Origin of the sequence: Streptomyces sp. CB03234, from assembly GCF_001905885.1 — a bacterium.
GTDB lineage: Bacteria > Actinomycetota > Actinomycetes > Streptomycetales > Streptomycetaceae > Streptomyces.
This window is the reverse complement of the sequence record NZ_LIYH01000003.1, coordinates 345,731-361,521: the sequence shown is the minus strand read 5'-3', so window position 1 is coordinate 361,521 and position 15,791 is coordinate 345,731. Positions and strand designations below refer to the sequence as shown.

10 protein-coding genes are annotated in these 15,791 nt (G+C 71.7%); 3 read left to right on the top strand and 7 right to left on the bottom strand.

Going from position 1 to position 15,791, the window contains the following annotated elements:
* Positions 1–215: 215 nt before the first annotated feature.
* On the top strand, positions 216–1,958 hold the full coding sequence (gene ctaD / locus AMK26_RS14810; RefSeq protein ID WP_073755082.1) for an aa3-type cytochrome oxidase subunit I: 1,743 nt from the start codon (positions 216–218) through the stop codon (positions 1,956–1,958).
* 7 nt (positions 1,959–1,965) lie between these two features.
* Here the strand turns inward: ctaD and AMK26_RS14805 are convergent, their stop codons facing one another.
* Positions 1,966–2,616 (bottom strand): phosphoribosyltransferase, encoded by a 651-nt coding sequence (locus tag AMK26_RS14805; protein WP_073755081.1) that lies wholly within the window; start codon positions 2,614–2,616, stop codon positions 1,966–1,968.
* 217 nt (positions 2,617–2,833) lie between these two features.
* On the opposite strand from AMK26_RS14805, the gene AMK26_RS14800 reads away from it, so the two are divergent.
* Together AMK26_RS14800 and AMK26_RS14795 are read left to right on the top strand one after the other, a co-directional pair.
* Positions 2,834–4,135 (top strand): zinc-dependent alcohol dehydrogenase, encoded by a 1,302-nt coding sequence (locus AMK26_RS14800; protein WP_073755080.1) that lies wholly within the window; start codon positions 2,834–2,836, stop codon positions 4,133–4,135.
* Positions 4,136–4,159: 24 nt separating this feature from the next.
* On the top strand, positions 4,160–6,538 hold the full coding sequence (locus tag AMK26_RS14795; RefSeq protein ID WP_073755079.1) for a phosphoketolase family protein: 2,379 nt from the start codon (positions 4,160–4,162) through the stop codon (positions 6,536–6,538).
* 112 nt (positions 6,539–6,650) lie between these two features.
* Here AMK26_RS14795 and AMK26_RS14790 read toward each other — a convergent pair whose 3' ends face one another.
* The 6 genes from AMK26_RS14790 to AMK26_RS14765 all read right to left on the bottom strand — a co-directional run bounded on the left by AMK26_RS14790 (position 6,651) and on the right by AMK26_RS14765 (position 15,772).
* Positions 6,651–8,195 (bottom strand): alanine/glycine:cation symporter family protein, encoded by a 1,545-nt coding sequence (locus AMK26_RS14790; protein WP_073755078.1) that lies wholly within the window; start codon positions 8,193–8,195, stop codon positions 6,651–6,653.
* 522 nt (positions 8,196–8,717) lie between these two features.
* Complete coding sequence (locus AMK26_RS14785; protein ID WP_073755077.1) at positions 8,718–10,043, bottom strand: lysine N(6)-hydroxylase/L-ornithine N(5)-oxygenase family protein; 1,326 nt, start codon at positions 10,041–10,043, stop codon at positions 8,718–8,720.
* Positions 10,040–10,627 carry a GNAT family N-acetyltransferase gene (locus AMK26_RS14780; protein ID WP_073755076.1) on the bottom strand — a complete coding sequence of 196 codons (588 nt, stop codon included), beginning with the start codon at positions 10,625–10,627 and terminating at the stop codon, positions 10,040–10,042. Before AMK26_RS14780 ends, AMK26_RS14785 begins: the two co-directional genes overlap by 4 nt.
* Positions 10,624–12,411, bottom strand: coding sequence for an IucA/IucC family protein (locus AMK26_RS14775; protein WP_073755075.1), 1,788 nt, complete (start codon positions 12,409–12,411; stop codon positions 10,624–10,626). The genes AMK26_RS14780 and AMK26_RS14775 overlap by 4 nt, the downstream gene beginning before the upstream one ends.
* Entirely contained in the window at positions 12,408–13,949 is a 1,542-nt protein-coding gene (locus AMK26_RS14770; protein ID WP_073755074.1) for a pyridoxal phosphate-dependent decarboxylase family protein, read from the bottom strand. Before AMK26_RS14770 ends, AMK26_RS14775 begins: the two co-directional genes overlap by 4 nt.
* Positions 13,950–13,960: 11 nt before the next feature.
* A complete protein-coding gene (locus AMK26_RS14765; protein ID WP_073755073.1) occupies positions 13,961–15,772 on the bottom strand; it encodes an IucA/IucC family protein in 1,812 nt (603 codons plus the stop codon).
* Positions 15,773–15,791 lie beyond the last annotated feature (19 nt).

Below are 15,791 nucleotides of genomic sequence, written 5' to 3'. Positions count from 1 at the left end.
CATCCCGTCGAAGAAGACGGCCATCCAGCACAGCGCCAGGACCGGGAAGACGGTGCGGAAGGTGTGCGGCGGTGACGTCAAACGGGTGACGTGACCAGCGCCGTACGGGCGCAAAGCGCGCGGCGTCGACGCCACAACGCATAGCGTTTCGGAGGGCGGTAAGGGGGTACTTTGCCGCGCGTCCTGCCCGTGCGTGTGCGTTGACGAGGATTCGTATGGTGACAACGACGGAGCCGGTCGCTCCAGTGCCGGTGGCGGGACGCGGTCGCGGCCGTGTCGTGGTGGACTGGCTGACCACGACGGATCACAAGAAGATCGGCAACCTGTATCTCGTCACGTCGTTCGGGTTCTTCCTCTTCGCCGGCGCGCTCGCCCTGCTGATGCGCGCCGAACTCGCCCGGCCGGGACTCCAGTTGATCTCCAACGAACAGTACAACCAGGCATTCACGCTGCACGGGATCGTGATGCTGCTGCTGTTCGCCACGCCCACCTTCGCCGGATTCGCCAATGCCGTCATGCCGCTGCAGATCGGCTCGCCGGATGTCGCCTTCCCGCGGCTCAACATGTTCTCGTACTGGCTGTTCCTCTTCGGCGGCCTCATGGTCGTCGGCAGCGTGCTGACACCCAACGGAACCGCCGACTTCGGCTGGACGGCCTACGCGCCGCTCAACCGGCTGGAACGCACCCCGAGCATCGGCGCCGACCTCTGGATCATGGGGCTCGTCCTCTCCGGCTTCGGCACGATCCTCGGCGCGGTCAACTTCATCACCACCATCATCGGCATGCGCGCGCCCGGCATGACGATGTTCCGCATGCCCATCTTCACCTGGAACGTCCTGCTGACCTCGGTCCTCGTGCTGATGGCCTTCCCCGTGCTCGCCGCCGCGCTCCTGTGCCTGGAGTCCGACCGCCAGTTCGGCTCCCACGTCTTCGCCCCCCAGAACGGCGGAGCGCTGCTGTGGCAGCACCTGTTCTGGTTCTTCGGCCATCCCGAGGTGTACATCCTGGCGCTGCCGTTCTTCGGTGTGGTGACCGAGATCCTCCCCGTCTTCTCCCGTAAACCGCTCTTCGGCTACATCGGGCTGATCGGCGCCACCATCGCCATCACCGGCCTGTCGGTGGTGGTGTGGGCGCACCACATGTTCGCCACCGGAGCGGTGCTCCTGCCGTTCTTCTCCTTCCTGAGCTTCCTCATCGCCGTGCCGACCGGCGTGAAGTTCTTCAACTGGATCGGTACGTTGTGGAAGGCGTCCATCACCTTCGAGACACCGATGCTGTGGGCCATCGGATTCCTCGTCACGTTCCTCTTCGGCGGCCTGACCGGCGTCATCCTCGCCTCACCGCCGATGGACTTCCACGTCACCGACTCGTATTTCGTCATCGGCCACTTCCACTACGTGCTCTTCGGCACCATCGTCTTCGCGATGTTCGCCGGATTCCACTTCTGGTGGCCCAAGATGACCGGCAAAATGCTCGACGAACGCCTGGGGAGGATCCATTTCTGGACGCTGCTCGTCGGCTTCCACCTGACGTTCCTCGTCCACCACTGGCTGGGCGCCGAAGGCATGCCCCGCCGGTACGCCGACTACCTCGCCGCCGACGGCTTCACCGCCCTCAACACCCTGTCGTCGCTCGGGTCCTTCCTGCTCGGCCTGTCGACCCTGCCGTTCCTCTACAACGTCTGGAAGACCGCCAGGCGCGGCAAGCGCGTCGACGTCGACGACCCGTGGGGGTACGGCCGCTCCCTGGAGTGGGCGACCTCCTGCCCGCCGCCGCGCCACAACTTCACGACCCTGCCCCGCATCCGCTCGGAATCGCCCGCCTTCGACCTCCACCACCCGGAGATCGCCCAACTGGAGAAGGCCCACACCGGGGGCCGCCGCGACGTCGTCGAACCCGGCCGCGGCGTGCCGTCCCCGCCGGGCGAGCCCGACGAGCGGGGCGAGGGCCACGCCTGAGGAGGCGTCAGCCGCCGTGCGCGGCGCTCAGGGTCCGGATCACCTCGTCGTCGGTGAGCTGCGCGAAGTCGTCGTACCACTGCCCGACCGCCTCGAAGTGCGGAGGCTGGTACACGTACACGATCTCGTCCGCCTCCCCGCGCAGCGCCTCCGTCGCCTGACGGGAACACACCGGCACGGCCAGCAGCAGGTGGGCCGGGCCGGCGGCGCGTACGGCGCGCAGCGCGGCACGCGCGGTGACACCGGTGGCCAGCCCGTCGTCGACGACCACGACGGTACGCCCGCGCAGCTCCGGCGCCGGCCGGCCGCCGCGGTACAGCTCCTCCCTGCGGCGCACCTCGGCCTGCTCGGTGTCGACCTGGACGCTCAGCCGACCGGGCGTCAGGTCGAGCACCGCGAGCGCCCGCTCGTCGAAGATGGGCGGCTGGTTCCCGACGACGGCTCCGATGCCGACCTCCGGGTTGTACGGCGCGCCGATCTTGCGGACGACGAGGACGTCCAGGGGCGCGTGCAGCGCTCCCGCGATCTCGTCGGCCACCGGCACGCCGCCACGCGGCAGCGCCAGCACGACGGGGTCCTCCAGCCGGCCCTGCCGCTGCCGCTCGACAAGCCGGGCGGCCAGTTCACGACCGGCCTCCCTGCGGTCCTGGAAACGCATCGTGCTGCCTCGCTTCCGTCGCGTGCACCCTGCCTGCTCGGCCTGCTCGGCCTGCTCCGCCCTGCGAGTACCCCACCCGGACGTGTTGTTTCGCACGTCCCCGGGCCGGGCACTCGCGGCCTGTTCGGGCAGACCGGAGATCGGAAAGATCGGAAAGACCGGAAAGACCGGAAAGATCGGGACACCAGGGAGCACCAGGGAGCACCGGGGAGCGCTTATGAAGGCCGTGGTGTGGCACGCCATCGGCGACGTACGACTGGACGACGTACCGGAGCCGAAGATCCAGGACCCGTACGACGCGATCGTACGGATCACCTCGTCCGCCATCTGCGGGACGGACCTGCACTTCATCCGCGGCACGATGCCCGGCATGCGCGAGGGCCGGGTGCTCGGCCACGAGGCGGTCGGCATCGTCGAGGAGACCGGCAGCGGCGTACGCGACTTCCGGCCCGGCGACCGGGTCGTCGTACCGTCCACCGTGGCCTGCGGCACGTGCAGCTACTGCCGCGCCGGCTACTACGCGCAGTGCGACAACGCCAACCCGGGCGGGCCGCGCGCGGGCACCGTCTTCTTCGGCGGCCCGGAGGCGGCGGGCGGCCTGGACGGCCTCCAGGCCGAGTACGCACGCGTGCCCTACGCACACGTCGGCCTGGTGCCGCTGCCGGACACCGTCGACGACGCCCAGGCGATCCTGCTGTCCGACATCTACCCCACCGCCTGGTTCGGCGCGGAGCTCGCCGAGGTCGGCACCGGCGACACCGTCGCGGTCGTCGGGGCCGGTCCGGTGGGCCAGGCGGCCGTGGCCTGTGCGCGCCTCCAGGGCGCGGGACGGGTCATCGTCGTCGACGGTGTCGCCGACCGCCTGGAGCTGGCCCGGCGCCAGCACGCCGAGCCGGTCGACTTCAACGCCGAGGACCCGGTCGAGGCGGTACGGGAGCTGACCGGCGGCATCGGCGTGGACCGGGTGATCGACGCGGTCGGCGTGGACGCGCAACGGCCCTCGCGAGGCCCGGCCGCCGAGGCGCTGCGCGAGCGGGCGGAGGAGTTCGACCACGAGCGCGACGAGGCGGCTCCCGAGGCGCACCCGCGGGGCGACACCTGGGTGCCCGGCGACGCGCCCTCGCTGGCGGCGCTCTGGTCGGTGCGGATGGCCGCGAAGGCGGGCACCGTCGGAACGGTCGGCGTCTACCCGCCGCAGGTTCGGCACTATCCGTTCGGCGAGGCGTTCATGAAGAACCTCACCCTGAAGACGGGCAACTGCAACCACCGCCGCCACCTGCCCCACCTGGTGTCCCTGGTCGCCTCCGGCACCCTGGACCCCACCCCGCTGATCACCCGCTGGGCCGGCGTGGACGACGCCATCGAGGCGTACCGGTCCTTCGACCGCCGGGAGAGCGGCTGGACGAAGGTGGCCCTCGGCATGAGCGAGCGCGGTTCCGTCGCCCCGGGCCTCGGCGAGGCGGCCGGCACCGGAGCGGCCACCACGGCGGGCAGCACCGGCGACGAGGTCCAGGACTGACCGGCGTACCAGGGAGGGTGCTTCATGGAGCGGGAGACCCACACAGAGCGGGAGACCCACACAGAGCGGGACACCCACGACACCCAGGCGTACCGGCGCGCCGCCGACTACGTCGCCGCCGCTCTGATCTTCCTCCGGGACAACGTCCTGCTCCGTGAGCCGCTGCTGCGCGAGCACCTCAAGCCGCGGCTGCTCGGCCACTGGGGCTCGTGCCCCGGCATCACCATGGTGTACGCGGCGCTCAACACCCTCATCAAGGAGCGCGGCACCGACGTGCTCCTGGTCACCGGCCCCGGCCACGGCGCCCCCGCCAACCACGCGAACCTATGGCTGGAGGGCACCCACGAACACCACGACCCCGCCCTCGCGCGCACCGAAAGGGGCCTCACCGAACTCGCCCGCCGCTACTGCGCGCCCGACGGCTTCCCCAGCCACCTCTCGCCGGCCGTCCCCGGCACCATCCACGAGGGCGGCGAGCTCGGCTACGCCCTGTCCACCGCCTTTGGAGCCGCCTTCGACGCCCCGGGGCGCCTCGTGGCCTGCATCGTCGGGGACGGCGAGGCGGAGACCGGCCCGACCGCCGGCGCGTGGCACTCCACCAAGTTCCTCGACCCCGTCACCGGCGGCGCGGTACTGCCCGTCCTCCACCTCAACGGCTACAAGATCTCCTCGCCGACGCTGTTCGCCACCATGACGGACGACGAGCTGACGGCGCTGTTCCGCGGCTACGGCTGGGACCCCCGGATCGTGGACGCGACCACCGACCCCGACCGGGTGGTGGACGCGGTGCGCGACGCCCACACGGCCATCACCTGCATCCAGCGCCGCGCCCGCGACGACGGCGACCCGCCCGAGCGGCCGGCCTGGCCGATGCTCGTCCTGCGCAGCCTCAAGGGCCAGGGAGCCCCGTACGAGGTCGGCGGCCGCCGTATCGAGGGCACCTTCCACGCCCACCAGGTCCCGCTGGCCGGGGTCCACGAGGACGACGAGCAGTTCAAGGCCCTGGAGGCGTGGCTGCGGTCCTACCGGCCGGACGAGCTGTTCGACGAGGACGGCCGCCCCCGCCCGCACGTCCTGGCCGGCTGCCCCGAGGGCGAGCGGCGTATCGGCATGAACGCCGCCGGTGACGGGGGCCGCCTGCGCCGCCCGCTGGACCTGCCGCCGCTCGAACCGTACGCCGTCGACGTCGGCGCGGGCCCCGGCACGGCGTCCGCGAGCCCGAACCGCGTACTGGCCGCCTGGCTGACGGAGATCATGCACCGGACGGAGAGCAGCCGCGACTTCCGGATCATGTCGCCGGACGAACTCGCCTCCAACAAGCTCGACAGCGTCCTCGGCGCCACCGGCCGCGCCTACACCTGGCCGGTGGACGAGTACGCCGAGGACCTGGCCCGCGACGGGCGCGTCATGGAGGTGCTGTCCGAGCACAACTGCCAGGGCTGGCTCCAGGGCTGGCTCCAGACCGGCCGCCACGGCCTGTTCCCGACGTACGAGGCGTTCGCGTCCGTCGTGGACAGCATGCTCAACCAGTACGCCAAGTGGCTGAAGATGTCCGACGAGGTGCCGTGGCGCACGCCCGTCAGCAACCTGACGTACCTGCTGACCAGCGAGGGGTGGCGTCAGGAACACAACGGCTACAGCCACCAGGGCCCCGGTTTCATCAACAACCTGCTCACCAAGAAGAGCACCGTCACCGGCGTGTACCTGCCGCCCGACGCCAACACCCTCCTCGTCACCATGGAGCGGCTGCTCGCCGACACCGGCAGGATCAACCTGGTCGTCGCCGGCAAGCACACCGCCGCCCAGTGGCTCGGTCTGGAAGACGCCCGCCGGCACTGCGAGGCCGGCGCCTCCACCTGGTGCTGGGCGTCCACGAACGACGGCGAGGACCCGGAGTTGATCCTGGCCTGCGCGGGCGGCATCCCCACCGTCGAGACGCTCGCCGCCGCCGACCTGCTGCGCCGCGACCTGCCCGGCGTACGCCTCCGGGTCGTCAACGTCGTCGACCTGTGCGTCCTCGCCCCGCCCGGCCGGCACCCGCACGGCATGGCGGACGCGGACTTCCGGGACCTGTTCGGCACCGACACGCACGTCGTGTTCGACTTCCACGGCTACCCGGCGGCCGTGCACCAACTGCTGCACGGCCGGCCCCACCCGGACCGCTTCCACGTTCGCGGGTACGTCGAGGAGGGCACCACCACCACGCCGTACGACCTCCTCGCGAGCAACGGCGTCTCCCGGCACGACCTCGCCATCACCGCCCTCGGCCATCTGCGCGGCCGCCCGGCCGCCACCGGCGACCTGGCCGCCTCCTACGCCCGCCACCGCGACCGGCTGCGCGCGGAGCTGCGCCGTACCGGTGTCGACCCGGCCGAGATCACCGGGTGGAGGTGGCAACCCTGACCCCCGGCCCTGACCCCCGGCCCTGACCCCCGGCCCTGACCCCCGCACGCCGGTGGGCCTGTCCGTACCGACAGCGGTACGGACAGGCCCACGGCACAGCGGAATCCAGGTGCTAGGCGCCCGGGGAGACCGACTCCTTCTCGTCCTCGGGGCCGGCCGAGTCGTCGATCTCGCCGGCGTTGCGGGCGCGGACGTACTCCAGGAAGGAGTTCAGCTCGCGCTTGACGACCGGGGCGAGGAGGTACAGGCCGATGATGTTGATGACGGCGAGCATGAACAGCACCGCGTCGGCCATGTCGATCAGCGTCTGGAGCGTCAGCAGCGAGCCCGCGATCGCGAACAGCGTATAGACGACCTTGTAGGTGATCTCGCTGGTGCGGCTGCGGCCGAAGAGGTACGTCCACGACTTGAGGCCGTAGTAGCCCCAGGTGAGCACGGTGGAGATGGCGAACAGCATCACCGCGAAGGTGAGGATGTAGGGGAACCACGGCATCACGGTGCCGAAGGCGTCGGAGGTGATGGTCACACCGCCGATGGACTCGCCGGCGCGTGCCTCGGCCCAGCTGGCCGGGTTGGCGATGACGATGGTCAGCGCGGTCATCGTGCAGATGACGACGGTGTCGATGAACGGCTCCAGCAGCGCGACCAGGCCCTCGCTCGCGGGGTGCTTGGTCTTGACGGCGGAGTGCGCGATCGGGGCGGAGCCGAGACCGGCCTCGTTGGAGAACGCGGCCCGCTTGAAACCGACGATCAGCGCGCCGAGGACACCGCCCGCCACGCCCTCCGGGTTGAAGGCGCCTTCGATGATGGTGGCGACGGCGGCGGGGACGGCGGTGACGTTGACCAGGACGACGACCAGGCAGGCCACGATGTAGCTGCCGGCCATGGCCGGGACGAGCTTGCTGGTGACGCTGGCGATGGAGCGGATGCCGCCGAGCAGCACGATGCCGACGAGTGAGGCGATGAGGATGCCGAAGAACAGCGCGCCGGCCGAGGAGCCCATCAGGCCGTCCTCGCCGCCGGTGATGGAGACGAGCTGGGCGTAGGACTGGTTGACCTGGAAGAGGTTGCCGCCGAAGAGGCCGAAGAACAGGATGAAGAAGGAGGCGAGGACCGCGAGGATCTTGCCGAGGGTCTTGCCGTTCTTGCCGAAGCGCTCGGCCAGGCCCTTGGGCAGGTAGTGCATCGGGCCGCCGGAGACGGTGCCGTCGGCGTGCACCTCGCGGTACTTCACGCCGAGGGTGACCTCGACGAACTTGGTGGCCATGCCCAGCAGGCCGCACAGGATCATCCAGAACGTGGCACCCGGGCCACCGATGGAGACGGCGACGGCCACACCGGCGATGTTTCCGAGGCCGACGGTGCCGGAGACGGCGGCGGTCAGGGCCTGGAAGTGGTTGACCTCACCGGCCGACCCCTTCTCGTCGTACTTCCCTCTCACCACGTCGACGGCGAGCCGGAACTTCCGGACCTGGACCAGCCCGAACCAGGCGGTGAAAACCAGGCCGGCGACGACGAGCCAGGCGACGATGAGGGGGAGCTCCGTACCCCCGACGGGGAGGGCGTAGAAGACGACTTCGATCAGCCACGTGGCTATGGGCTCGAAGAACCCACTGACGGCCTTGTCGATGGATGTCGTGATGGAGTCGAGTGACACGTTGCTACCTCGATGGCGCAGGGACCGGCGCGCGGGAGGTGGGCGCCGGATGATGTGCGGTCTGTGAGCGAACGCCGTTGTCCGATCGGCGACACGGGGTCACACGTCCGCGGACTCGGACAGTGATCACCTCAGGACGTACTGCCGGTGCGTGCCGGCGCTCCGCGGGTCGGCGAGGGGTGGTGCCACCTGCGGAGTTGCGCAGTTCTACCACGGCCTTTACGTATTCTTTAGTGGCGCACATCACATAACCATCAGTAATCATGGAAAGTCCCAGCAAGCGTGACCGGACCGTTATTCGAATCTGAGCATCCGCTGAGCGAACAAGGTTTCGACTCGGGCCCGCCGCCGGTCGGTGTGGGCCTGCCGCCCCTGCCGGGACGCGACGCGGTCACCGAGGCCCTGGGACGGAGACGGTCGGCGGGCCGGTCCTGCTGGCGGCGGCGACTGGGCGGTGCCCATGGCCACCGTGGAGCCGGCGGAGCCCGCCGGACCGGATGCCGGTCCGGCGGGCTCCGCCGCTCACGACACGCGCCTCGGTACGTCGAAGCTCGTGAACGCGCTCCGCTTCGGCAGCCGGTAGGTCTCCCGGCCGGTGATCGCGTTGAGGATCGTGGCATTGCGTACGGCGCCGATGTCCAGGTTCGGGGCGGAGACGCCGTGGGCGTGGATCTCGGCGTTCGCCACGAAGACGCGCCCGGTGACGCCGTCGGCGAGTTCCACGGAGTGGTCCAGACGTACGCGCGGGCGGCCCCGGCCGTCCCGGAGCAGCAGGTCGTCGACCGGCTCCAGGAAGGCGGGCGTCCGGTTGCGGTAGCCCGTCGCCGCCACGACCAGGTCGGTGGTGTGCTCGAAGCTCTCGCCCGTGTCACGGTGCCGGCAGGTCAGCACCGCCCGGCCCGACGCCGGGTCCACGGCGGCCGACTCGACGGTGATGCCGAAGCGCAGCTCCACCTCCGCGAGACCGTGCTCCAGCTGCCGCCGGTACAACAGCTCGTGGACCTCCTCCAGCGTGTCGGTGGAGATGCCCTTGTAGAACTGCCACTGCTCCTTGACCAGCCGGTCCCGCACATCCTCGGGCAGGGAGTGGAAGTACTGCATGTACGCCGGGGTCGTCAGCTCCAGGTTCATCTTGGTGTAGTCCAGTGGCGCGAACGACGAGGTGCGGGTCAGCCAGCTCACCGCCGGGCCGCCCTCGACGTTCCGCCCGAGCAGGTCCACCGCCACCTCGGCGCCCGACTGACCCGAGCCGACGACCGTGACCTTCCCGGCGGCCGCCACGTCGTCCGCCCGGTACAGGTAGTCGGAGGTGTGCAGCAGCCTGTCCGCCGGGAGCCCCGCCAGCGCCTCCGGCACGTACGGCGCGGTGCCGATGCCCAGCACGAGGTTGCGCGCCCGCATCCGCAGCCGGGTGCCGTCACCGCGTACGGCGTCCACGGTGAAGCGCTCGCCGTCCGCGTCCCACCGGACCTCCTCCGCCCGGTGCGAGAAGCGCACGGAGGGCAGCCGGGCCGCCGCCCAGCGCAGGTAGTCCTCGTACTCCCGCCGGGACGGGAAGAAGTTCTCCCGCACGGTGAACGTGTAGAGCCGGTCCATGTCGTGGAGGTACGCCAGGAACGACAGCGGGTGCCAGGGGGCCACCAGGGTCACCAGGTCGGCGAGGAAGTTCACCTGCATCGAGGCGTCGCCGAACATCATGCCCCGGTGCCAGGTCAGTTCCGGCTGCTCCTCCAGCACGACCAGGTCGACGTCGTCCACGGTGGAGGCCAGCGCGGCCAGGCCCAGGTTGAAGGGGCCGCAGCCGATGGCCACCACGTCGTGTTCGGTGGTGAGGATGGTGTCGGTCATCGGGGCATGTCCTCCTCCGCGCGCGGATGGATCATCAGGGCGGCGGTCTTGTCGGGGAAGGTGACCTTTCCGGCGGGCCGGAAGCCCGCCGCCTCGAACGCCTTCAGGGAGGGCGCGTTGGTCACGTCCGGCTCGGCGACCACCCGGGTGCACTCCTGGTCGGCGGCCAGCAGGCCCTCCGCGAGGGCCCGCAGCAGGGCCCGGCCCAGCCCCTGCCCGGTGCGCCCCACCTCGCCGATGGCGATGTGGACGCCCAGGTCGTGGGGGAGTTCGGGGTAGTGACCGGCGAGCCGGTCCCGGACCACCCGGTACACCTCGATGTACGCCAGCGGCCGGCCGTCCAGGTCGACCAGCACCGGCAGGATCGCGTCGCCCGCGAGGTGGCCGGCGATCTCCTCGTACCAGCGCTCGCGGGGCCACGCCTGGTGCCAGAAGGCGTCGATGTGCGGCGACTGCATCCAGCCGTGCACCAGGTCCAGGTCGGCGCCCTCGGCCCGCGCGACCCGCGCCGACCACGGGCCGTTCAGCAGCGGGAGCGGCGGGCCGGGGACGGTTGCCCCCGGGGCGCGCTGTGCCGGTGTCATACCGCGGCCTCCCTCAGGGGGTTGGGGGCGTCGAGGTAGACGGACTGGGCGTCCAGCGGCGCGAGGACCTCGTCGATGCCGTGCAGCCGGGTCAGCAGGTTGCCCTTGCACGGCAGGGTGTCCGCCTCCAGCCAGCGGCGCGCCAGCCGGTCGCCGTCCGGCCCGGCCTCGGCGAGCGCGGGCAGCGCGGCCCGCAGCCGGCCGGCGAGGACGGCGAGCAGGTCCCGCTCGTCGGCGAGGCCGTCGACGGCGAGGCAGCCGATGACCGACAGGGCCTGGTTGCGCAGCAGGTAGTACGACAGCCGGTCGTCGACCAGGGCGTCGTCGACCACGGCGAGCGTGGAGGAGCCGGCGCAGAGCCGCTCCAGCAGACCGGGCAGGTACGACGTCGCCAGGTAGTAGCCCTGGTTGTCGCGGAAGGTGGAGCCGGTGACGCGGCCCGCCGCGTCCAGCCGGACCAGGGTGTTCTGCTGGTGGGCCTCCAGGCCGATGCCGGTCGCGGCGTACAGGTGCAGCATCGGCACCAGCACCCGGTCGGTGTAGTCGGCCGTCCACTGCTCGGCCGCGCCGGGGCCGAGCGCCGCGACCAGCTCGCCGAGCGCGCTGCGGCCGAGGCCCGGGCGCGGCGCGACCAGGCCGACCAGGCACCGCAGGTCGGCGATGCCGTCGGGGACTTCGCGCACGGCGACGTCGAGGCCGGTCACGTCAGGGCCCTCGGGGCGGCCCGGTTCGTCCACCGCGAGCCAGGCGGGGTCGCGGGTGATGGCGAACCCGGGGTGGGCGAGGAACGTGGTGTCCGCGTACCCGGCGTCGAGGAGCCGGTTGATCTCCAGGCCCCGGCGCAGCTCCGTACGGGTCGACTCGCGGCGGGAGTTGGTCAGCCGCAGCCCGAGGGAGAGTTTCAGCATCACGTCGGCGTCCGGCCGGTACACGGTCCGCACGCTGGAGGTGGGCCACCACTCGGGGCCCAGCTCACCGAGCGGCGTGAGCGCGCCGGAGGCGACCAGCGCCTTGATACGGGGGCGGTGCAGCAGGTCCCGCGCCTGCCAGGGGTGCGCGGGCACCAGCACCCGTCCGTCGTCCAGGCGCCGTCCGGCGAGGTCGGCGAGGAGCGCGACGGTGTCGCGGCCGGCCAGCGAGGGCGCGCCCTCGACGGCGTCGTGCGAGACGACCGACTCGTCGGCGGCGAACCAGTGCAGCCGGAAGGAGCCGCGCAGCTCGGGCGAGAACGCGGCGGCGTCGTTGTCCGAGATGCCGTCACGGCTCTTGGGTGCCGGGTGGTTCAAGTGGCCGAGAAGCAGCGCCTGTTCGGCGTCGAGGAAGCCGTCCACCTCCGGGGGCGGTTGTGGATGGGCGCGGCGGTCGGCGATGAAGGCCGCGACCCGGCGTACGGATTCGGCCGTACGCTCCACGAGGTCGGCGACCTCCCCGGCCGGCACCCCGCCGGGGCGGCTGCCGCCGCGTACCGCCGCCTCGGTGGACAGCAGCGCGACCGCCGTCACCGGGTCGGCGGACGGACCGAGCGGGCCGCCGGGGCCCTCCAGGCGGGCGGGGGCGAACCGGTGCCAGCCGGTGGGGGAGCAGTGGGTGACCTCGGTGACCAGGGTGAGCCCGGCGGTGGGCAGCTCGACCCGGAGCGGCCCGGGTGTGACGGGCGTGCCGGTCTCGCGCAGCCAGCAGCGCAACAGGGCCTCGATGTGGGCGTGTTCGGCGGCGCCCCGGGCGTCGAGTGTGTGCAGGGGGTCGGGGGCGGTGGTGGTTGCCGCCGTGGTGGTGATGCTCATGCGGCGCCCTCCTCGATGAGTCGTTCACAGGTGCGGCCGGCGTCGAGGACCGTGTCCACGAGTCCGTCGATGTCGTCGGTGGTGGCGGTGGGGTTGAGCAGGGTGAACTTCAGGCACACCCGGGTGCGGGAGCCCGGTCCGGCGGCCCTGACCTCCGTACGTCCGATGAGGGCGGTGCCGGACTCCAGCAGCCGTCTGCGCAGGGCGCCGTTGAGGTCGCCGAGGGTCGCGGGGTGGGCGTTGCCGCGGTAGCGGAACACCACCGTGGTCAGCTCCGCCGGGGCGACCAGCTCCAGCTCGGGTTCGGCGAGGATGCGCCGTTCGGCGTGGCGGGCGAGGTCGTGGCAGGTGTCGACCATCCGCCCGAGGCCGGTGCGGCCGTACGTCAGGAGCGTGGCGGCGGCCTTGACCGCGTCGGGGCGGCGGGTGGTCTGCAGGCTGCGGCCGAGCAGCCCGTCGTACCCGGCCTCGGCGTCGTCGACCGGGTTGAGGTAGGCGACCTCGCGGTCGAGCGAGGTGAAGGCGGTGGTGTCGGAGACCAGCAGCACACTCGTCGCGGCGGGCTGCCAGCCGATCTTGTGCAGGTCGAGCGTGACCGAGTCGGCCAGCTCCAGGCCCGCGAGCCGGCCGGCCAGCCGCTCGGAGAACAGCGCGCCGAACCCGTACGCGGCGTCCACGTGCATCCACATGCCGTGCCCGGCGGCGATCTCGGCGATCTCCGGCAGCGGGTCGATGGAGCCGAAGTCCGTCGTCCCGGCGGTGGCGACCACCGCGACCGGTGTCCGGTCCGGGCCCAGCGTGTCCAGGGCGGCGGCCAGCGCCTCGGGCCGCATCCGGCGGCGCTCGTCGACCGGCACCGGGAACACGGCGGCCTCGCCGAGCCCGAGCGCGGCACACGCCCGGTGGGTGGAGAAGTGGGCCAGCTCCGAGCAGAACACCACCGGGCCGGGCAGCGCCCCGACGCCCTGTTCGCGGGCGTTGATGCCGCGCCGCGCGGCGGCGGCGTCCCGGGCGAGCAACAGGCCCATCAGGTTGGACAGCGACCCGCCGGGGGTGAGGACGCCGTCGGCGCGCTCCCCGAGACCGGCCAGCCGGATCAGTACGCCGATGAGCCAGCGTTCGACCGCGAGGGCGGCGGCCCCGGAGTCGTAGGTGTCCAGCGAGGCGTTGCCGGCGCTCGCCAGCGTGTCGGCGGCGACCGCGACCGCCAGCGACGGCGGCTGGAGGTGGGCGGCGGCGCGCGGGTGGGACAGGTCGATGCCGTGCTCGGTCAGCACGGTCGCCAGCAACTGCAGCGCGGCCTTGGAGCCCAGCCCCTCGGGGGCGAGCTCGGCGGGGCCCAGCGCCCTGGAGGCGGCGGCGAGGACCTCGGCGGGGGTGCCCGCCGGGATCGGTCCGTCCGGGCGGCGGGCGGTGGACGCGGCGTCGATCGCCTCGGTGAGCGTGGCGAGGACCTCGGCGAGGCCGTCGTGGGACCCGGCGAGCACGGACGGCGGGAAGGGGGACAGCGGGGGTCGGGTTTCGGTCAGCGGTGTCACGCCCTGTCTCCTCAGTGCTCGGCCAGCGGGTTGGGGTGCGTACCGTTCGGGTACAGCGCGTGGCGCAGCGCGCGGTCGGTGTACCGGGTGACGACGATCCGGTCGCGGTTGAGGCCGTAGCGGGGGATCTCGGGGGTGAGCAGGTCGTACTCGGCGAACCGCTCGGACAGCTCGGGGAACCTTTTCTGGAAGTCGAGGATCGTCTGCCGGACCAGCCGCCAGAACGTTTTCTCCGGTACGCCGAGCTGCTCGGCGCACAGCGGCGCCAGGTAGCGGAAGTGGCCGACGAAGACCTGGTCGACGACGTGCTGCTTGATGATGGAGGGGTGCTTGCGGGGCAGCACGTGGTCGTGCCCGTCCGGCTCGGGACCGCGCTCGGGCACATCGGTGAACGACACGCACACGTCGTCCACGAAGTCCTTCAGGTACAGGCGGGTGGGTACGTCGTTGTCGTCGTACCCGATCAGCGTGTTCTGCCCGTGCGGGTTGAAGGTGACGCCGTACCGGTACAGCACGTGCATGATCGGCACGAGGAGGGTGTCGAACAGGCGCCGCAGCCACTCCTGCGGGTCGAGTCCGGAGGCGCGGACCAGTTCGGCGACGAACGCGTCACCGGCGTTGTCGACGTGGAGGAGGGAGGCGAAGGTGCGCACGCGCTCGCCCTGGTCCTTGCGCGCCGTCACCGAGTCGCGCCAGATGCAGCCCAGCGTCTCCAGGTGCTGGTAGGGCGCGTCCTCCAGCTTGGTGAGGTAGGGGTGCCGGACGGTGACGGAGGCCACCTCGCCCAGGAACACGGTGCGGCACTCCTCGGTGAGGAACGCGTCGCGCTCCACGAGCCCGCGCAGCCACTGGGTGACGACGGGCGCGCCCATGGTGCAGTGCGGCGGGATGCCGCGCCAGACCAGGGTGTTGAGGATCTTCAGCGGCAATTTGACGTCGTACCGCTCGGGGCTGGTGACGTTGGCCATCGTCCGGATGGACTGGCCCGGAAGGTAGGCGTCCGGGCTCTCGCCGAGCGGGACGATGCGGCGCTGCGCCACGTCGGCGGCGTGCAGGATCTGGACGGCGTGGTCCCACTGCCACGGGTGCACGGGCATCCAGACATAGCCCTCGGGGTCGACCCCGGCCTCCTGGAGGACGGCGGTGAACCGGGCCCGGGTCTCGTCGTCCAACTCCCGGGCGAGGATGTCGGTTTCGGACAGCTCGGAGGTGCCGCGGAACTCGGCGAGGCCCCGGTGGACGGCCACCCACTGGAGCGTCAGTGACTGCGCGGACTCGGGGGCGTACCGGCGTACGTCGGTGGCGGAGAAGCCGATGCGGCCCTTGTTGGCCACGAGCAGGTTGTGCCCGGTCATGCGGCACTCCAGCTCGGTGTGGTCCAGGGCGCGCAGCTCGGCCACGGTCTCGCCGCCGTGGGTGATGCGGGCGGCGTCGACGGCGAGGGTGGCGGACAGCTCGGTGAAGTACGTGGCGATGGTGGACGGGTCGCTGCCGATCGTCGTGGCCGCCTCCATGAGGAACTGCTGGGCGTCCCAGGCGGGTTGGGCGATGGAGTTGCCGAGCATGCTGGTGGCGGTGCGGGTGATCGACCCCGGGTCGACCCGCAGCCAGCCGAACGCGCCGGGCGTGGCGCTGAAGGCGTACGTGGTGCCGCTGTCGAGGTCGATGCGGTAACCGCCGTCACTGGTCTCGACCGCCTTGAGCATGTCCTCGAAACACCACTCGCCTATCGCTTTGGCGAGGAGTCGTCGGTTGGCCTCCCGCCATGCTGCGGGGTCCACGTCGGGCAGCGCGGGCACGGGATGGTCGGCGGGGGTGGGCATCAGGCAGCTCCGATGTATG

Excerpts from the sequence above, each read along its gene's own strand:
- ctaD (WP_073755082.1), top strand. The coding sequence starts at position 216 with ATGGTGACAACGACGGAGCCGGTCGCTCCAGTGCCGGTGGCGGGACGC.
- AMK26_RS14805 (WP_073755081.1), bottom strand. The coding sequence starts at position 2,616 with ATGCGTTTCCAGGACCGCAGGGAGGCCGGTCGTGAACTGGCCGCCCGG.
- AMK26_RS14800 (WP_073755080.1), top strand. The coding sequence starts at position 2,834 with ATGAAGGCCGTGGTGTGGCACGCCATCGGCGACGTACGACTGGACGAC.
- AMK26_RS14795 (WP_073755079.1), top strand. The coding sequence starts at position 4,160 with ATGGAGCGGGAGACCCACACAGAGCGGGAGACCCACACAGAGCGGGAC.
- AMK26_RS14785 (WP_073755077.1), bottom strand. The coding sequence starts at position 10,043 with ATGACCGACACCATCCTCACCACCGAACACGACGTGGTGGCCATCGGC.
- AMK26_RS14780 (WP_073755076.1), bottom strand. The coding sequence starts at position 10,627 with ATGACACCGGCACAGCGCGCCCCGGGGGCAACCGTCCCCGGCCCGCCG.
- AMK26_RS14775 (WP_073755075.1), bottom strand. The coding sequence starts at position 12,411 with ATGAGCATCACCACCACGGCGGCAACCACCACCGCCCCCGACCCCCTG.
- AMK26_RS14765 (WP_073755073.1), bottom strand. The coding sequence starts at position 15,772 with ATGCCCACCCCCGCCGACCATCCCGTGCCCGCGCTGCCCGACGTGGAC.